Origin of the sequence: Variovorax sp. PAMC 28711, from assembly GCF_001577265.1 — a bacterium.
GTDB lineage: Bacteria > Pseudomonadota > Gammaproteobacteria > Burkholderiales > Burkholderiaceae_C > Variovorax.
Window position 1 is genome coordinate 770,427 of the sequence record NZ_CP014517.1, and the last position, 14,780, is coordinate 785,206.

10 protein-coding genes, 1 tRNA gene and 1 pseudogene are annotated in these 14,780 nt (G+C 65.3%); 9 read left to right on the forward strand and 3 right to left on the reverse strand.

The window, feature by feature from the left end:
- The first annotated feature begins 53 nt into the window (after nt 1-53).
- The 6 genes and pseudogenes from AX767_RS03995 to AX767_RS04020 all read left to right on the forward strand — a co-directional run bounded on the left by AX767_RS03995 (nt 54) and on the right by AX767_RS04020 (nt 6,262).
- Entirely contained in the window at nt 54-569 is a 516-nt protein-coding gene (locus AX767_RS03995) for a hypothetical protein (protein WP_082754803.1), read from the forward strand.
- A gap of 109 nt (nt 570-678) precedes the next feature.
- Nucleotides 679-1,783, forward strand: a protein-coding gene (prfB, locus tag AX767_RS04000) for a peptide chain release factor 2 (protein ID WP_156480952.1) whose coding sequence is annotated in 2 segments (ribosomal slippage) — nt 679-759 and nt 761-1,783 — 1,104 coding nt in all. Because the reading frame shifts where the segments join, the coding sequence is not laid out codon by codon here.
- Nucleotides 1,783-2,459, forward strand: a pseudogene (locus tag AX767_RS04005) (HAD family hydrolase). The gene prfB and the pseudogene AX767_RS04005 overlap by 1 nt, the downstream one beginning before the upstream one ends.
- On the forward strand, nt 2,443-5,139 hold the full coding sequence (pepN, locus tag AX767_RS04010) for an aminopeptidase N (protein ID WP_068628831.1): 2,697 nt from the start codon (nt 2,443-2,445) through the stop codon (nt 5,137-5,139). The pseudogene AX767_RS04005 and the gene pepN overlap by 17 nt, the downstream one beginning before the upstream one ends.
- Nucleotides 5,140-5,154: 15 nt before the next feature.
- Complete coding sequence (locus AX767_RS04015; protein ID WP_068628833.1) at nt 5,155-6,162, forward strand: class 1 fructose-bisphosphatase; 1,008 nt, start codon at nt 5,155-5,157, stop codon at nt 6,160-6,162.
- Nucleotides 6,163-6,186: 24 nt separating this feature from the next.
- A tRNA-Thr gene (locus tag AX767_RS04020) sits at nt 6,187-6,262 on the forward strand.
- 457 nt (nt 6,263-6,719) lie between these two features.
- Here AX767_RS04020 and AX767_RS04025 read toward each other — a convergent pair.
- Nucleotides 6,720-7,532 (reverse strand): SDR family oxidoreductase, encoded by an 813-nt coding sequence (locus AX767_RS04025; protein ID WP_068628835.1) that lies wholly within the window; start codon nt 7,530-7,532, stop codon nt 6,720-6,722.
- A gap of 13 nt (nt 7,533-7,545) precedes the next feature.
- Nucleotides 7,546-8,799: an acyl-CoA dehydrogenase family protein gene (locus AX767_RS04030; RefSeq protein WP_210392622.1), complete on the reverse strand. Its 1,254-nt coding sequence runs from the start codon at nt 8,797-8,799 to the stop codon at nt 7,546-7,548.
- Nucleotides 8,800-9,135: 336 nt separating this feature from the next.
- On the opposite strand from AX767_RS04030, the gene AX767_RS04035 reads away from it, so the two are divergent.
- From AX767_RS04035 to AX767_RS04045, 3 genes are all read left to right on the forward strand, one after another.
- Nucleotides 9,136-10,296, forward strand: a complete 1,161-nt coding sequence (locus AX767_RS04035) for an acetyl-CoA C-acyltransferase (RefSeq protein WP_068628839.1) — start codon at nt 9,136-9,138, stop codon at nt 10,294-10,296.
- 101 nt (nt 10,297-10,397) lie between these two features.
- The gene (locus AX767_RS04040; protein ID WP_068628841.1) at nt 10,398-11,579 is read left to right on the forward strand and encodes a TetR/AcrR family transcriptional regulator; all 1,182 of its coding nucleotides are present in this window, start codon (nt 10,398-10,400) and stop codon (nt 11,577-11,579) included.
- 39 nt (nt 11,580-11,618) lie between these two features.
- Nucleotides 11,619-13,709 carry a 3-hydroxyacyl-CoA dehydrogenase NAD-binding domain-containing protein gene (locus tag AX767_RS04045; RefSeq protein ID WP_068628843.1) on the forward strand — a complete coding sequence of 697 codons (2,091 nt, stop codon included), beginning with the start codon at nt 11,619-11,621 and terminating at the stop codon, nt 13,707-13,709.
- A gap of 53 nt (nt 13,710-13,762) precedes the next feature.
- Here the strand turns inward: AX767_RS04045 and AX767_RS04050 are convergent, their stop codons facing one another.
- Complete coding sequence (locus AX767_RS04050; RefSeq protein WP_068628845.1) at nt 13,763-14,779, reverse strand: amidohydrolase family protein; 1,017 nt, start codon at nt 14,777-14,779, stop codon at nt 13,763-13,765.
- Nucleotide 14,780 lies beyond the last annotated feature (1 nt).

Sequence of the window (14,780 nt, forward strand, 5' to 3'; positions counted from 1 at the left end):
CGCGCGACCGGAGGACAATGCCGGTCAATACGACAACAACAAAGAGGCTGGAGATGAGACTGCGCGAAACAACTTCGCAGCGGACGCGAGGGGCACTGGTGCTCGTCGCCGCCAGCACCTTCGGGCAGGTCGCCTTGGCACAGCAGCGCACTGCGCCGGCCGACGACGGTTCGCACTGGGAGGTGATCGTCTCGCCCTACACGCTGCACTGGCATCGGGACGAAGCGCACCGGCACGTGCTGTTGCTGGGACTGGAGCGGGCGCAGCCCGACGGCACCCTGTGGGGCGGCGCGCTGTTCCGCAATTCGTTCGGCCAGGCCACCGGGTACGCCTATTACGGCCATGTCTGGGAAGGCCTTTTCGACCAGCCTTCGCTGTACGCCAAGCTCACCGGCGGCATCCTCTACGGCTACCGGGGCCGGTACAAGGACAAGGTGCCGTTCAACCACGGCGGGGTTTCGCCGGCGCTCATTCCGGCGATCGGGTGGCGCCTCACCCCCCGGGACGCGGTGCAGGTGGCCGCCCTCGGCAAGGCCGGTGTGACCTTTTCGTACAACCGCCGCTTCTGAGCGCGCGGGCCGGATGTGCCCCGCCCGGAACGGTGATCCGGGCGCGTGAGAAAATGCGCGGTTGCCCGCCGGACTTCCCGGTGAGCCCGAACATTCGCAGGACATCCCCATGGACGCAGAACAAATCAACCAGATCGACGCCAACCTTGCAGACCTGAGCGTCCGCACGGTCGATTTACGGAGGTATCTTTGACTACGATGCCAAAGCCGAACGTCTGAGGACGGTCAACGCATCGCTCGAAGATCCGACGGTCTGGAACGACCCGAAGAAGGCCCAGGAACTGGGCCGTGAAAAGAAATCGCTCGACGACGTCGTGGTCACGCTCGACAAGCTCACCAGCGGCCTGTCGGACAACACCGAGCTCTTCGAGATGTCGAAGGCCGATGGCGACATGGACGGCCTGCAGGCCATCGCTGACGACGCGGCCAAGCTCGAATCCGACATCAAGCAGCTCGAATTCCGCCGGATGTTCAGCAACCCGGCCGATCCGCTCAATTGCTTCGTCGACATCCAGGCCGGCGCCGGCGGCACCGAGGCGTGCGACTGGGCCAGCATGCTGCTGCGCCAGTACCTGAAGTACGCCGAGCGCAAGGGCTTCAAGACGCAGATCGAAGACGAAACGCCGGGCGACACCGCCGGCATCAAGGGCGCGACCATCAAGGTCGAGGGCGACTACGCCTTCGGCCTGCTGCGCACCGAAACCGGCGTGCACCGGCTGGTGCGCAAGTCGCCGTTCGACTCGTCGGGCGGGCGCCACACCAGCTTCGCCAGCATCTTCGTGTACCCCGAGGTGGACGATTCGATCGAGATCGACATCAACCCGTCGGACGTGCGGGTCGACACCTTCCGCGCCAGCGGCGCGGGCGGCCAGCACATCAACAAGACCGACTCGGCGGTGCGGCTCACGCACATTCCGACCGGCATCGTGGTGCAGTGCCAGGACGGCCGCAGCCAGCACAGCAACCGCGACGTGGCCTGGAAGCGCCTGCGCTCGCGGCTCTACGACTTCGAGTTGCGCAAGCAACAGGAGGCGCAGCAGAAGCTGGAAGACACCAAGACCGACGTGGGCTGGGGCCATCAGATCCGCAGCTATGTTCTGGACAACAGCCGCATCAAGGACCTGCGCACCAACGTCGAAGTCTCGGCCACGCAGAAGGTGCTCGACGGCGACCTGGATGTGTTCATCGAAGCGTCGTTGAAGCAGGGCGTGTGATGGCGCGGACCGACGCGCTGATCTTCGACATGGACGGCACCATGATCGACTCCATGCCGTGGCACGCCAAGGCATGGGTCGAGTTCGCGCGCCGCCGCGACATGGCGCTCGACGTGCCCGACCTCATGCGCCGCACCACCGGACGCACCGCCATCGAATGCGCTCGGGAACTGATGCAGCGCGATGTGACGGAAGAGGAGAGCGCGTTGATCACGCACGAGAAAGAGCTGATCTATCGCGAACTCTTTTCGGCCGAGTTCCGCGAGGTCGCGGGCTTCAACGCGTTCGCGAAAGCGGCCGTAGCGCGCGGACTCAAGATCGCCGTAGGCACCGCCGGCGACAAGCACAACATCGAGTTCGCGATGTCGCGGCTGAAGATGGACCCGTTGCCGCTCGCGATCGTGGGGGCGACGAAGGCTTGACCGGCAAGCCGACGCCGGCCATCTTTCTCGAAGCGGCCCGCCGCATCGGTGTCGCACCGGAGCGCTGCATCGTGTTCGAAGACGCGCCTTTCGGCATCGAAGCCGCACGCCGTGGCGGCATGCGCGCCGTCGCCGTGTGCAGCACGCACACCGCCGCCGAACTCGGCGGCCCGCACGTGATCGCCGCCGTGCGCGACTACGACGAACTCGCCCATTCAAATTTTCTGGAGACACTCGATGCTGTTGCAACGTGACGCCCAAGGGCAACCCATTGCCATCCGCCGCGACGACTATGCCGCGCCGGCGTACTGGATCGACACCGTCGACCTGACGTTCGACCTCGACCCCGCCAAGACGCGGGTGCTCAACCGCATGCGCCTGCGCCGCAACCCCGACGTACCGACGCAGCCGCTGCGCCTGGACGGCGACGAGCTGAACCTCGCGCGCGTGCTGGTCGACGGCCAGGGCGCCACCTTTCGCATGGAAGCCGATCAGCTCGTGATCGACGCCCTGCCCGACGCGTTCGACCTCGAGATCTTCACGACCTGCTGCCCGGTGAAGAACACCAAGCTGATGGGCCTGTTCGTGAGCGAAGACACCTTCTTCACGCAGTGCGAAGCCGAGGGCTTTCGCCGCATCACCTACTTCCTCGACCGGCCCGACGTGATGGCGATGTACACCGTCACGCTGCGCGCCAGCAAGGCTGCGTATCCGGTGCTGTTGTCGAACGGCAACCTGCTCGAACAGGGTGAGTTGCCCGATGGCCGCCACTTTGCGAAGTGGGTGGATCCGTTCAAGAAGCCGGCCTACCTGTTCGCGCTGGTCGCGGGCAAGCTGGTGGCGCGCGAGCAGCGCATCACGGCGCGCAACGGCAAGGCGCATCTGCTGCAGGTCTACGTGCGCGCCGGCGACCTCGACAAGACCGAGCACGCGATGAACTCGCTCGTCAATTCGGTGCTGTGGGACGAAGCCCGCTTCGGCCTGCCGCTGGACCTCGACCGCTTCATGATCGTCGCGACCAGCGACTTCAACATGGGCGCGATGGAAAACAAGGGCCTGAACATCTTCAACACGAAGTACGTTCTGGCCAACCAGGCCACCGCGACCGACGCCGACTACAGCAACATCGAGAGCGTGGTCGGCCACGAGTACTTTCACAACTGGAGCGGCGACCGCGTCACCTGCCGCGACTGGTTCCAGCTGTCGCTCAAGGAAGGCCTCACGGTCTTCCGCGACCAGGAATTCAGCCAGGACCTGTGCGCCGATGCGTCTGCCCGCGCTGTCAAGCGCATCGAGGACGTGCGCGTGCTGCGCACCGCCCAGTTCCCCGAAGACGCCGGCCCGATGGCGCATCCGGTGCGGCCCGACAGCTACATCGAGATCAGCAACTTCTACACCGTCACCATCTACGAAAAGGGCTCCGAGGTCGTCCGCATGATGCAGACGCTGGTCGGCCGCAAAGGCTTCGAGCGCGGCATCACGCTCTACTTCGAGCGCTTCGACGGACAGGCAGTCACTTGCGACGACTTCGCGCAGGCGATCGCCGATGCCAACCCCGACTCCGACTTGGCGCGGCTGCTCCCTCAGTTCAAGCGCTGGTACAGCCAGGCCGGCACGCCGCGCCTTGCCGCGCAGGGCCACTACGACGCGGCGGCGCGCAGCTACACGCTGAGCTTCACCCAGAGCTGCCCGCCCACGCCGGGCCAGGCCACCAAGGAACCCTTCGTCTTGCCGGTCAACCTCGGCTTGCTGGCAGCCGACGGCCGCGCGCTGCCGCTGCAACGCGAAGGCGAGAGCGAAGCGACGAGCGGCACCCGCACCGTGGTGCTCACCGAGGCCAGCGAGCAGATCGTTTTCGTCAACCTCGACGCCGAGCCGGTGCCGTCGATCCTGCGTGGCTTCAGCGCGCCGGTGATCCTCGACTTCGACTACAGCGACGCACAGCTGCTGACGCTGCTGGCCAACGACATCGACCCGTTCAACCGCTGGGAAGCCGGCCAGCGCCTGGCGCTGCGCTCGGCGGTCCACGCGATCGCAGCCACCTCGGGTGCTGCCGACGCTTCGGTGTTGAACGATGCCTACCTGGAAGCGATGCGCAGCGTGCTGCGCGATCCGGCGCTCGATGCCGCCTTCAAGGAACTGGTGCTCACGCTGCCCTCCGAAACCTACATCTCCGAACAGCTCGACGTGGTCGATCCGCAGCGCGTGCACACCGTGCGCGAAGCCATGCGCGCGCAGCTCGCCACGGCACTCGTCGCCGATTGGGAACAGGCCTACGAGGCGAATCAGGACACCGGCGCCTACAGCCCCGACCCGTTGTCGTCGGGTCGCCGCGCCCTGGCCGGCATGGCGCTCGTCAACCTCTGCCTGGCCGCGCGCATCTCCGGCGACACCGTGTGGCCCGGCAAGACGCTGCAGCGCTTCAAGGACGCGGGCAACATGACCGACCGCTTCAACGCCCTCCACGCGCTGGTGTCGTCGGGCCATGCGCTCGCGGCGCCGGCGCTGGCGCGCTTCCACGCGCTCTTCAAGAACGAGGCGCTGGTCATCGACAAGTGGTTCTCGCTGCAGGCCGGCGCAGCCGACCGCGGTGGCGACATCCTGCCCCTGGTCAAGCAGCTGATGAAGCACCCGGACTTCTCCATCAAGAACCCGAATCGCGCGCGCAGCGTGATCTTCAGCTACTGCAGCGCCAACCCCGGCGCGTTCCACCGCCCGGACGCGTCCGGCTACGTGTGGTGGAGCGACCGCGTGATCGAACTCGACGCGATCAACCCGCAGGTCGCAGCCCGCCTCGCGCGCGCGCTCGACCGCTGGAGCAAGCTGGCCGAGCCCTACCGCAGCGCGGCGCAGGAAGCCATCGCCCGCGTCGCCTCACGCCCGGATCTCAGCAAGGACACGCATGAAGTCGTCACCCGCGCACTGGCGGCCTGAACGGAAAACACACCCATGGCACAAAACATTTCACTGACCCGCTACCTCGTCGAACAACAACGCGTCGACGGCAAGATTCCCTCGCAGTTGCGGCTGCTGCTCGAAGTGGTGGCCCGCGCGTGCAAAAGCATCAGCATGGCGGTCAACAAGGGCGACCTGGGCGGCGTGCTCGGCAGCGCCGGCAGCGAGAACGTACAGGGCGAAGTGCAGAAGAAGCTCGACATCATCGCCAACGAAGTACTCATCGAAGCCAACGAATGGGGCGGCCACCTCGCCGCCATGGCGAGCGAAGAGATGGACAGCATCTACGTGGTCCCGAACCGCTATCCGCAGGGCGAATACCTGCTGCTGTTCGACCCGCTCGACGGCTCCAGCAACATCGATGTGAACGTCAGCATCGGCACCATCTTCAGCGTGCTGCTGAAGCCTGAAGGCCACCCGGGTGTGCAGGAATCTGACTTCCTGCAGGCCGGCAGCAAGCAGGTCGCGGCCGGCTACTGCATCTACGGACCGCAGACCACACTGGTGCTCACCGTGGGCGACGGCGTTGCGATGTTCACGCTTGATCGCGAACAGGGTTCTTTCGTGCTGACGCAGGAAAACCTGCGCATCCCGGCGGACACCAAAGAATTCTCGATCAACATGAGCAACATGCGCCACTGGGATGCGCCGGTGAAGCGCTACATCGACGAATGCCTTGCCGGCACCGAAGGCCCGCGCGACAAGGACTTCAATATGCGCTGGATCGCCAGCATGGTGACCGACGTGCATCGCATCCTGATGCGCGGCGGCATTTTCATGTACCCATGGGACAAGCGCGAGCCCGAAAAGGCCGGCAAGCTGCGTCTCATGTACGAGGCGAACCCGATGAGCTGGCTGGTCGAGCAGGCAGGTGGCATGGCGACCAACGGCCGCGAGCGCATCCTCGATCTGCAGCCCGGCAAGCTGCACGAACGCGTTTCGGTGATGCTCGGATCGAAGAACGAAGTCGAACGGGTCACCCGCTACCACGACCCTGTCTGAGGATTGGCTATAATTGCGGGCTTAGCCGGTGTAGCTCAGTCGGTAGAGCAGCTCATTCGTAATGAGAAGGTCGGGTGTTCGATTCATCTCTCCGGCACCATATGTAGCAAGGCCCCGCAGCTATTAATTCGATAGCACGGGGCCTTTCTCTTTGAAGGTTGTAGGCAATCTGTAGGCAACTTGTGCTTTTCGGACCCTCCCCTAGCGCGCCTTTGAAACGACAAGTGCGTCAAGACCTGAGACCCCCTGGCTCTCCCCTTTGAAAATCCTGCGCGCCGGGCTTGCTTGGAGTCGCGCTGTTAAATCACTCGCACTTGAACAGCACTTCGGCCTCAGGCCATCCACCCAACGGGCGCGGCGGGCGCTGTGTGATGTCAACCAGCCGATATTTCTTACCCTCACGCGCACACGATGCTGAGGCTTCCTGCACCGCTTCATTCTTGAGCTGCTCGGGGTTGTAGAAACGGGGTAGCCATGCGAAAACGGCCGCTTGTTGATCAAGCGGCCGTTTGGTCGTGTGGGAAGGCGATTCGCCCTCCCGCATCACGCAGTGTGTCTCAGGCTGCAGCCACCGTCCCGCCATCGCTGGCGATGACCTGACCAACGACGTACTCGCCCGCGCGTGAGCACAGGAAAGTGGCCAGTCCGGCGATGTCTTGCGGCGTACCGACGCGGCCGCTCGGGTTGCGCTCACCGATGCTGGCCCAGTCCACGTCATCGGTCTTGCCGCCAAAGCCCACGCCGGTGGACAGCATCCAGGTGGGATACGGTCCGGGCGCGATGGCGTTGAACAGGATGCGCTCCTTGGTCAACCGCGAGGCCATGAAACGGGTCAGGTGGTGCACAGCAGCCTTGGAAGCACCATACGACCACGCATCGAAGCGTGACGCCTTGAGGCCGTCGATCGAGCCGATGTTGACCACGCGCGCCGGCGATGGCCCCGCTGCGGCAGCGCGCAACAGAGGCATCAGCTTCTGCGTCAGGAAAAACACCGCCTTGACGTTGGTGTCCATGACCTTGTCCCAACCCACTTCCGGGAAATCGTCGATCGGTTCACCCCAGGAGGCGCCGGCGTTGTTGACCAGAATGTCGAGTTGAGGCTCGCGTTCCGACACGGCCTTGGCCAGCGCCTCGACGCCTTCCATACGCGACAAGTCGGCCGGCAGCGAAATGCACTGGCCGCCATAGGTATCGGCCAGACGCCGGGCCGTGGCATCGCAGACATCGGCCTTGCGCGACGAGATGTACACCTTGACCCCCTGGGCCAGGAAGCCGGCAGCGATCATCTCGCCGATACCACGCGAGCCGCCGGTGACCAGCGCGACCTTGCCGCGGATCGAAAACAGTCCGTCAAAGGATTCAGCTGTCATCTCGAACTCCTGTTCAGTTACGGAACGCCGAGGCCATGGCGGCGTCTTCCTCGCCGCCCTCATGCATGCGCACCTCGTTGCGGCCCACCACCAGGTGGTGCACCTCATCGGGGCCGTCGGCCAGGCGCAGCGTGCGTTGCTGGGCATACATGTACGCCAGCGGCGTGTGCTGCGAAACGCCCAGTGCACCGTGCATCTGGATGGCCTGGTCGATGATCTTGCAGACACGCTCGGGCACCATGGCTTTGACCATGTGCACCCACTGGCGCGCTTCGCGGTTGCCCAGCACGTCCATGGCCTTGGCCGCCTTCAACACCATCAGGCGCATGCTTTCGATCTCGATGCGGGCGCGCGAGATGATTTCGATGTTGCCACCCAGCCAGACCAGTTCCTTGCCGAAGGCTTTGCGCGACAGGCCGCGCGTCACCATCAGGTCCAGCGCCTTCTCGGCCGCGCCGATCGAGCGCATGCAATGGTGGATGCGGCCCGGGCCGAGGCGCACTTGCGAAATCTCGAAACCGCGACCTTCGCCAAGCAGCATGTTCTCTTTGGGCACGCGCACGTTTTCGTACAGGATGTGCATGTGGCCGTGCGGTGCATGGTCTTCGCCAAACACATGCATGGCACCGACGATCGTGACGCCGGGCGTGTCCTTGGGCACCAGGATCATCGACTGCTGCTGGTGCGACGGCGCGTCAGGGCTGGTGCGCACCATTGTGATGAGGATCTTGCAACGCGGGCTGCCGGCGCCCGAGATGTAGTGCTTCTCGCCATTGATCACCCATTCGTCGCCTTCCAGCACCGCGGTGGTGGCGATGTTCTTGGCGTCCGACGAGGCGTGGTGCACCTCGGTCATGGAATAGGCCGAGCGGATCTCACCATTGAGCAGCGGCTTCAGCCAACGCTCTTTCTGCTCGGGCGTGCCCACGCGCTCCAACACCTCCATGTTGCCGGTGTCGGGTGCAGAACAGTTCATGCATTCGCTGGCCAACGAAACCTTGCCCAGTTCGGCGGCAATGTAGGCGTAGTCCAGGTTGGACAGGCCTTCGCCGGTCTCGGCGTCGGGCAGGAAAAAATTCCACAGCCCTTCCTTCTTGGCCTGATCCTTCGCCGCATTGAGCAGGTCCAGTTGGCCATCCGCGTATTGCCAGCGGGCCTCGCCCACGCGGCCCTTGCCCAGCGCCTCGTATTTGGCGGCCATCGGCACCACGGTTTCAGCAATGAAGCGCTTGACGTGCTCATACAGCGGCAACGCCTTGTCGGACATGCGCAGGTCGTTCAATTCGTCGGTCGGGTTCAACCCGAATGCGGAAGCGGTGGATTTTTGAGGTGTCTTGCTCATGGTGTGGCGTTCTCCAAGCGATGGCAGGTGGTCGGAAATGACGCTGCAGACTTTGTTTCGTCCCGCTTGCGCCGGTGGTTTCAGATTGTCAGTATGGAATATGTTGCGCCACACTCCAGTCTTGTACGAGACAGCCAATAGCAGGGTTTGCACCCGGCGGCGCAGGGAGCATTTGCACTAGGATTAATCCAGTTTTCAGAATTTCAGTACGGTCGTGATCGATTCAGTATCTCGCCAATCAACTTCACTTCGGACATCCTCATGCGCCAAGCAGTCATCGTTTCCTATGCCCGCACCGGGTTGGCAAAAGCCGGTCGCGGCGGCTTTAACAACACCCCCAGCATGACGATGCTGGGCCACGCCATCCAACATGCCGTGCAGCGCTCTGGCGCCGATCCGGCCGAGATCGAGGACGTGATCGCCGGCTGCGTGGCCGCTTCGGGCAACGTGGCCCGCTCGGCCGCGCTGCTGGCCGGTTTGCCGGTCACCACCTCGGGCATGACACTGAACCGCGCCTGTTCGTCGGGCCTGAACGCAATCGCGATCGCCGCGCACCACATCGTCGAAGGCGGCGCCAGCGTCATGGTCGGTGGCGGTGTCGATTCGGTCAGCTTCCAGGGCGGTGGCGGTGGCGGCGTGGACGCCAGCCTGGCCGAGCAGCATCCCGCGATCTGGATGCCCATGATCGACACGGCCGACATCGTGGCCGAGCGCTACAAGCTGTCGCGGGAATACCAGGACGAGTACTCGCTGCGCTCGCAAAAGCTGATGGCCGCGGCCCAGGCCGGCGGCAAGTTCAAGGACGAAATCATCTCGGTCAAGACGCGCATGAAGGTCGTGGACAAGGTCACCAAGGCCGAGTCCTTCGTCGATGCCGTGGTCGATCGCGACGAGTGCAACCGCCCCGAAACCACACTGGAAGGCCTGGCCGGCTTGCAGCCGGTCAAGGGCGCCGGCAAGTTCGTGACGGCTGGCAACGCCAGCCAACTGGCCGACGGTGCCGCCGCCGTGGTGATGATGGAAGCCAAGGAAGCCGAGCGTCGCGGCCTGCAACCGCTGGGCGCCTTCAAAGGCTGGGCCGTGGCCGGCTGTGAGCCCGACGAAATGGGCATTGGCCCGGTGTACGCCATCCCGCGCCTGTTGGAGCGCCATGGCCTGAAGATCGCCGACATCGACCTGTGGGAACTGAACGAGGCCTTTGCCAGCCAGTGCCTGTACAGCCGCGACAAGCTGGGCATCAACCCCGACATCTACAACGTCAATGGCGGCTCCATCGCCATCGGCCATCCCTTCGGCATGACCGGCGCGCGCCTGACCGGCCATGTGCTGATGGAAGGCAAGCGCCGCGGCGCCAAGCACGTGGTGGTGTCGATGTGCATCGGCGGTGGCATGGGCGGTGCGGGCCTGTTCGAGGTGCTGTAATCGACTCCACCAGCGGACCACGCGCACGCCGTGCACCGGCCTCGCCCGTCGCGGCCGCCAAGACCACCGACCGCTTTCAGGTCAAGCGCGACGCCATCCTGGTGGCTGCCGCGCAGGAGTTCAACCAGCATGGCATGAAGGGCGTCACGCTGGCCGGCGTGGCCGCCCGCGTGGGCCTGCAGAAGGCCAGCGTCAACTACTACTACCGTCGCAAGGAAGACCTGGTGGCCGACTGCATGCTGCAGGCCATCGCTGCGGTGCGCGACATCGCGGTGGCCGCCCTGGCCGAACCCTTGCCCGAGCAGAAGATCCGGGCCTTTCTGGCCGGCCATGCGACGCTGTTGGCCGACATGGCGACGGGCCGCCGCGGCGAGCTGGTGTCGTTCAACGAGATCCGCGCGCTGGCCGCGCCTCAAGTGGACCGGGTGTTCGAAGCCTATGCCGGCCTGTTCCGCAGCCTGCGCCAATGCTTTCCAGCGTCATTGGGCTGGAGCCGCACTCAGCGCAATGCGCGCACCTACCTGCTGCTGGTGCTGGCCAATGGCATGCGCGCATGGATCGACCGCTACGAGCCCGACGACTATCCGCTGGTCGCAAGCAGCCTGGCCGATCTGTTGCTGAACGGCCTGGCCGCCACGCCCGAACGCTGGCATGAGCTGCCCGGACCGGCCTTGTCGGCATCACGCTCGACCCCGGCCCCGAACGAGGTTTCGGATGTGCGCGAAGCCTTCCTGCGCGCGGCCACAGAACTGGTCAACGAGCAGGGCTTCCGTGGCGCGTCGGTGGACAGCATTTCGGCCCGACTCAACCTCACCAAAGGCTCGTTCTATCACCACCACGCCAGCAAGGACGACCTGGTGGGCCAGTGCTTCGAGCGCAGTTTCGACGTCATCCGGCAGACCCAACTGCAGGCGATGGCACAGACCCCCTCAGGCTGGGAGCGGCTGGTGGCCAGTGCCCGGGCGCTGGTGCGCTTCCAACTTTCGGACGAGGGGCCGCTGCTGCGTTCGTCCGCGCGCGCCGCGCTGGCCGAGGGCATGCGCCAGGACACCGTGCTGCGCGGCAACCAGCTCACCGAGCGCTTCGGCCTGTTCATCGTCGACGGCATGGTCGAAGGCGCGATACGCCCGCTGAACGCCGGGCTGGCGGCGCAGCAGGTGGCCTGCGTGGTCAACGCCGCGTCGTCGCTGCGCTGGTGGGTGCCCGGCATTCGCCAGGACGATGCGATGCCGCTGTTCGTCGAACCACTGTTTGTCGGCATCCTGACGCCGCCACCGGCCTGACCGATCTTCTTTTTCAACCTCCCCGGAGCACTACCCCACATGGTCACACCCACCCTCCCCGCCCGAACGCTCACCATCGACGGTGAGATCGGCATCCTGGCGGTCAGCTACCCGCCCGTCAACGCGCTGTCGCAAGTGATGCGCGAAGCCATCGTCGAAGGCATGCGCGAGGCCAATGCCAACCCGGCGATCAAGGCGGTGGTCCTGATCTGCGAGGGCCGCACCTTCGTGGCGGGCGCCGACATCACCGAGTTCGGCAAGCCGCCCCAGACGCCGTCGCTGCGCGATGCGCAGGATCAGATCGAGGGCGCCGGCAAGCCGGTGATCGCCGCCATCCATGGCACCGCACTGGGCGGTGGCCTGGAGGTCGCGCTCTGCTGCCACTACCGCGTGGCCGTGCCCGGCGCCAAATGCGGTCTGCCCGAGATACTTTTGGGCCTGTTGCCTGGGGCTGGCGGCACGCAGCGCCTGCCACGCATCGTCGGTGTCGAGAAGGCGCTGGACATGATCCTGAACGGCAGCCATGTTCCTGCCACGCAATGCCTGGCGATGGGCCTGGTCGATGAACTGGTGCCCGAAGGCGAATTGCGTGCCGGCGCCATCGCCTTTGCGCGCAAGGTGCTGGCAGAGGGTCGGCCATTGCGCAAGGTGCGCGACACCGACGACAAGCTCATCGCCGCGCGCGGTCACCCCGAGATCTTCGCCCAGGTGCGCAAGGCCAACGCCCGCAAATTCCGCGGCTTCCCGGCGCCGGAGGCCAACATCCAGTGCATCGAGGCGGCCGTCAACGGCAGCTTCGACGAGGGCCTCGCCACCGAGCGCAAGCTGTTCATGGAACTGGTGGCCGGCACGCCGTCCATTGCACAGCGCTACGCCTTCTTTGCCGAGCGCAAGGCGGCCAAGATTCCGGACGTGCCCGACGACACACCGATCGTGAAAGTCGCCAAGGTCGGCATCATCGGCGCCGGCACCATGGGTGGCGGCATTGCGATGAACTTCGCCAACGTCGGCATCCCGGTGATCCTGGTGGAAACCCAACAGGCCGCGCTGGACCGCGGGCTGGCCTTGGTGCGCAAGAACTACGAGAACTCGGCCAAACGCGGCCGCTTCACGACCGAGCAGGTCGAACAGCGCATGGGCCTGCTGACCGGCAGCCTGGAGATGGAAGCGCTGGCCGATTGCGACCTCGTGATCGAGGCCGTGTTCGAGAACATGGCGGTCAAGAAAGAGATCTTCGGCACGCTCGATCGCATCTGCAAACCCGGCGCCGTGCTGGCCACCAACACCTCGGCCCTGGACGTCAACGAGATCGCGACCGCCGCCACGTCGCGGCCCGAGGCCGTGGTGGGCATGCACTTCTTCTCGCCAGCCAACGTCATGAAGCTGCTCGAGGTCGTGCGCGGCACGAAGACCAGCAACACAGCGTTGGCCACCGCGATGCATATCGGCAAGAAGGTCGGCAAGGTGGCCGCTGTGTCGGGCGTGTGCCCCGGCTTCATCGGCAACCGCATCCTGGCCGCACGCGGGGCGCAGGCCCAGATGATGGTGATGGAAGGTGCGATGCCCTGGGACATCGACCAGGTTCTGTACGACTTCGGAATGCCCATGGGTCCGTTTGCGATGAGTGACCTGGCGGGGCTGGACATTGGTTGGAGCAAGGACACAAGCAAGAGCGCGACGGTGCGCGAGGTGTTGTGCGAGATGGACCGGCGCGGCCAGAAGACCGGCGCCGGCTACTACGACTACGAGGTCGTCGACGGCACGCGCACCGCCCAACCCAGCGAGGTGACGCGCAAGCTCATCCTCGATTTCATGGCCAAGCAAGGCAAGGTCGCGCGCGCGGTGAGCAAAGACGAAATCCTCGAACGCTGCACCTACGCCATGGTCAACGAGGGCGCCAAGATCCTGGAAGAAGGCATTGCCGTGCGCGCCAGCGACATCGATGTGGTGTGGATCAACGGCTATGGCTGGCCGGTCTACCGCGGCGGCCCGATGTTCTACGCTGACACCGTGGGCCTGGACACCGTGGTAGCCAAGCTCAAGGCATACGGCGACCGCATGGGACCCGGCTTCACGTTGTCGCCACTGCTGGAGCGGTTGGCCGCTGAAGGCAAGACCTTCACGCGCTGAGCACGCGGGCTCGGGCGCTGCGTGCCTGTCTGGCCTGCAGCGCCCGCCGCCTTTCAGAGCCGGTACACGCGCTGCGCGGTGCCATAGAACATCGCGTGCTGTTCGTCAGTGGGGTACGCTGCCGCGATCTTCTTCATCGCATTCCAGTAGCTGACATAGGGCAGGGAGCGCCGATCCACCGGGAAGTTGCTCTCGAACATGCAGCGTTCCGGGCCGAAGCACTCGATGGTGTGGCGGTAGTAGCGGCCCTGGGCCTCGACCAGTTCGTCGGAGTGGGCGGGCAGCGCGCGCCGGTCCCAGCCGAAGCCGTTGTCGGGCATCGCCAGCCCGCCGAGCTTGGCGACCACGTTGGGGCAGCGCGCGATGTCGGCGATGTCCTGCTGCCAGCGGCTGAAGATCGTGTCGCGCTGGCCGGCATAACCGCCCACGCCCAGCGGCGTCCCGAAATGATCCAGCACCAGTGTCGTGCCGGGCACTGCACGCGCGAGCGCGGCAAAGTCCGGATTCTGATGGTGGTAGTGCCAGGTGTCGTAGCTGTATCCCAGACGCCCCAGCAGCGCCACGCCGGCACGAAAGTCGGCATCGGCGTACAGGCCTTCGGCACCGCGGCCGGGGATCGACAGCGCTTGTGGGTTCGGGTCGCGCGCGCCGGCATGGCGGATGCCACGAAAGAGGCCTTGCGCCGCGTCGATTTGCGCGGCCAGCACCTCTTGCAACACCGCAGCCGGCTGGCGCAGGTCGGTGTGACCGACAAAGCCGGCGATCTCGGCACCGCCCCCACCTTCGCGCCCAGCCTTGGCGATGCCGGCGACGAATTCGGCTTCGCCCACGCTGCGCAGGTGCTCCGGTCCCTCCTCGCGGTAATTCGCGCGGCACTCGATGAACACGGTCTTCTGGATGTTGTGGCCCGCGCCGGTGTCGGCCCACAGCTGGCCCAGCAGATAGGGCCCGAACTCGCCGCGCGACACCCACAGGTGGTGGTGCGGATCGACGATGGGGCGCTCGGGGTCGATCGGCTGCTCGCGCACCTGGTTCAGCCAGGCCGTGGATCCGGGGACAGGGTGGGTCATC

Bases quoted from the DNA above. Each gene is read 5' to 3' on its own strand.
- AX767_RS03995 (WP_082754803.1), top strand. From the start codon at position 54: ATGAGACTGCGCGAAACAACTTCGCAGCGGACGCGAGGGGCACTGGTG.
- pepN (WP_068628831.1), top strand. From the start codon at position 2,443: ATGCTGTTGCAACGTGACGCCCAAGGGCAACCCATTGCCATCCGCCGC.
- AX767_RS04015 (WP_068628833.1), top strand. From the start codon at position 5,155: ATGGCACAAAACATTTCACTGACCCGCTACCTCGTCGAACAACAACGC.
- AX767_RS04025 (WP_068628835.1), bottom strand. From the start codon at position 7,532: ATGACAGCTGAATCCTTTGACGGACTGTTTTCGATCCGCGGCAAGGTC.
- AX767_RS04030 (WP_210392622.1), bottom strand. From the start codon at position 8,799: ATGTCCGACAAGGCGTTGCCGCTGTATGAGCACGTCAAGCGCTTCATT.
- AX767_RS04035 (WP_068628839.1), top strand. From the start codon at position 9,136: ATGCGCCAAGCAGTCATCGTTTCCTATGCCCGCACCGGGTTGGCAAAA.
- AX767_RS04045 (WP_068628843.1), top strand. From the start codon at position 11,619: ATGGTCACACCCACCCTCCCCGCCCGAACGCTCACCATCGACGGTGAG.
- AX767_RS04050 (WP_068628845.1), bottom strand. From the start codon at position 14,779: ATGACCCACCCTGTCCCCGGATCCACGGCCTGGCTGAACCAGGTGCGC.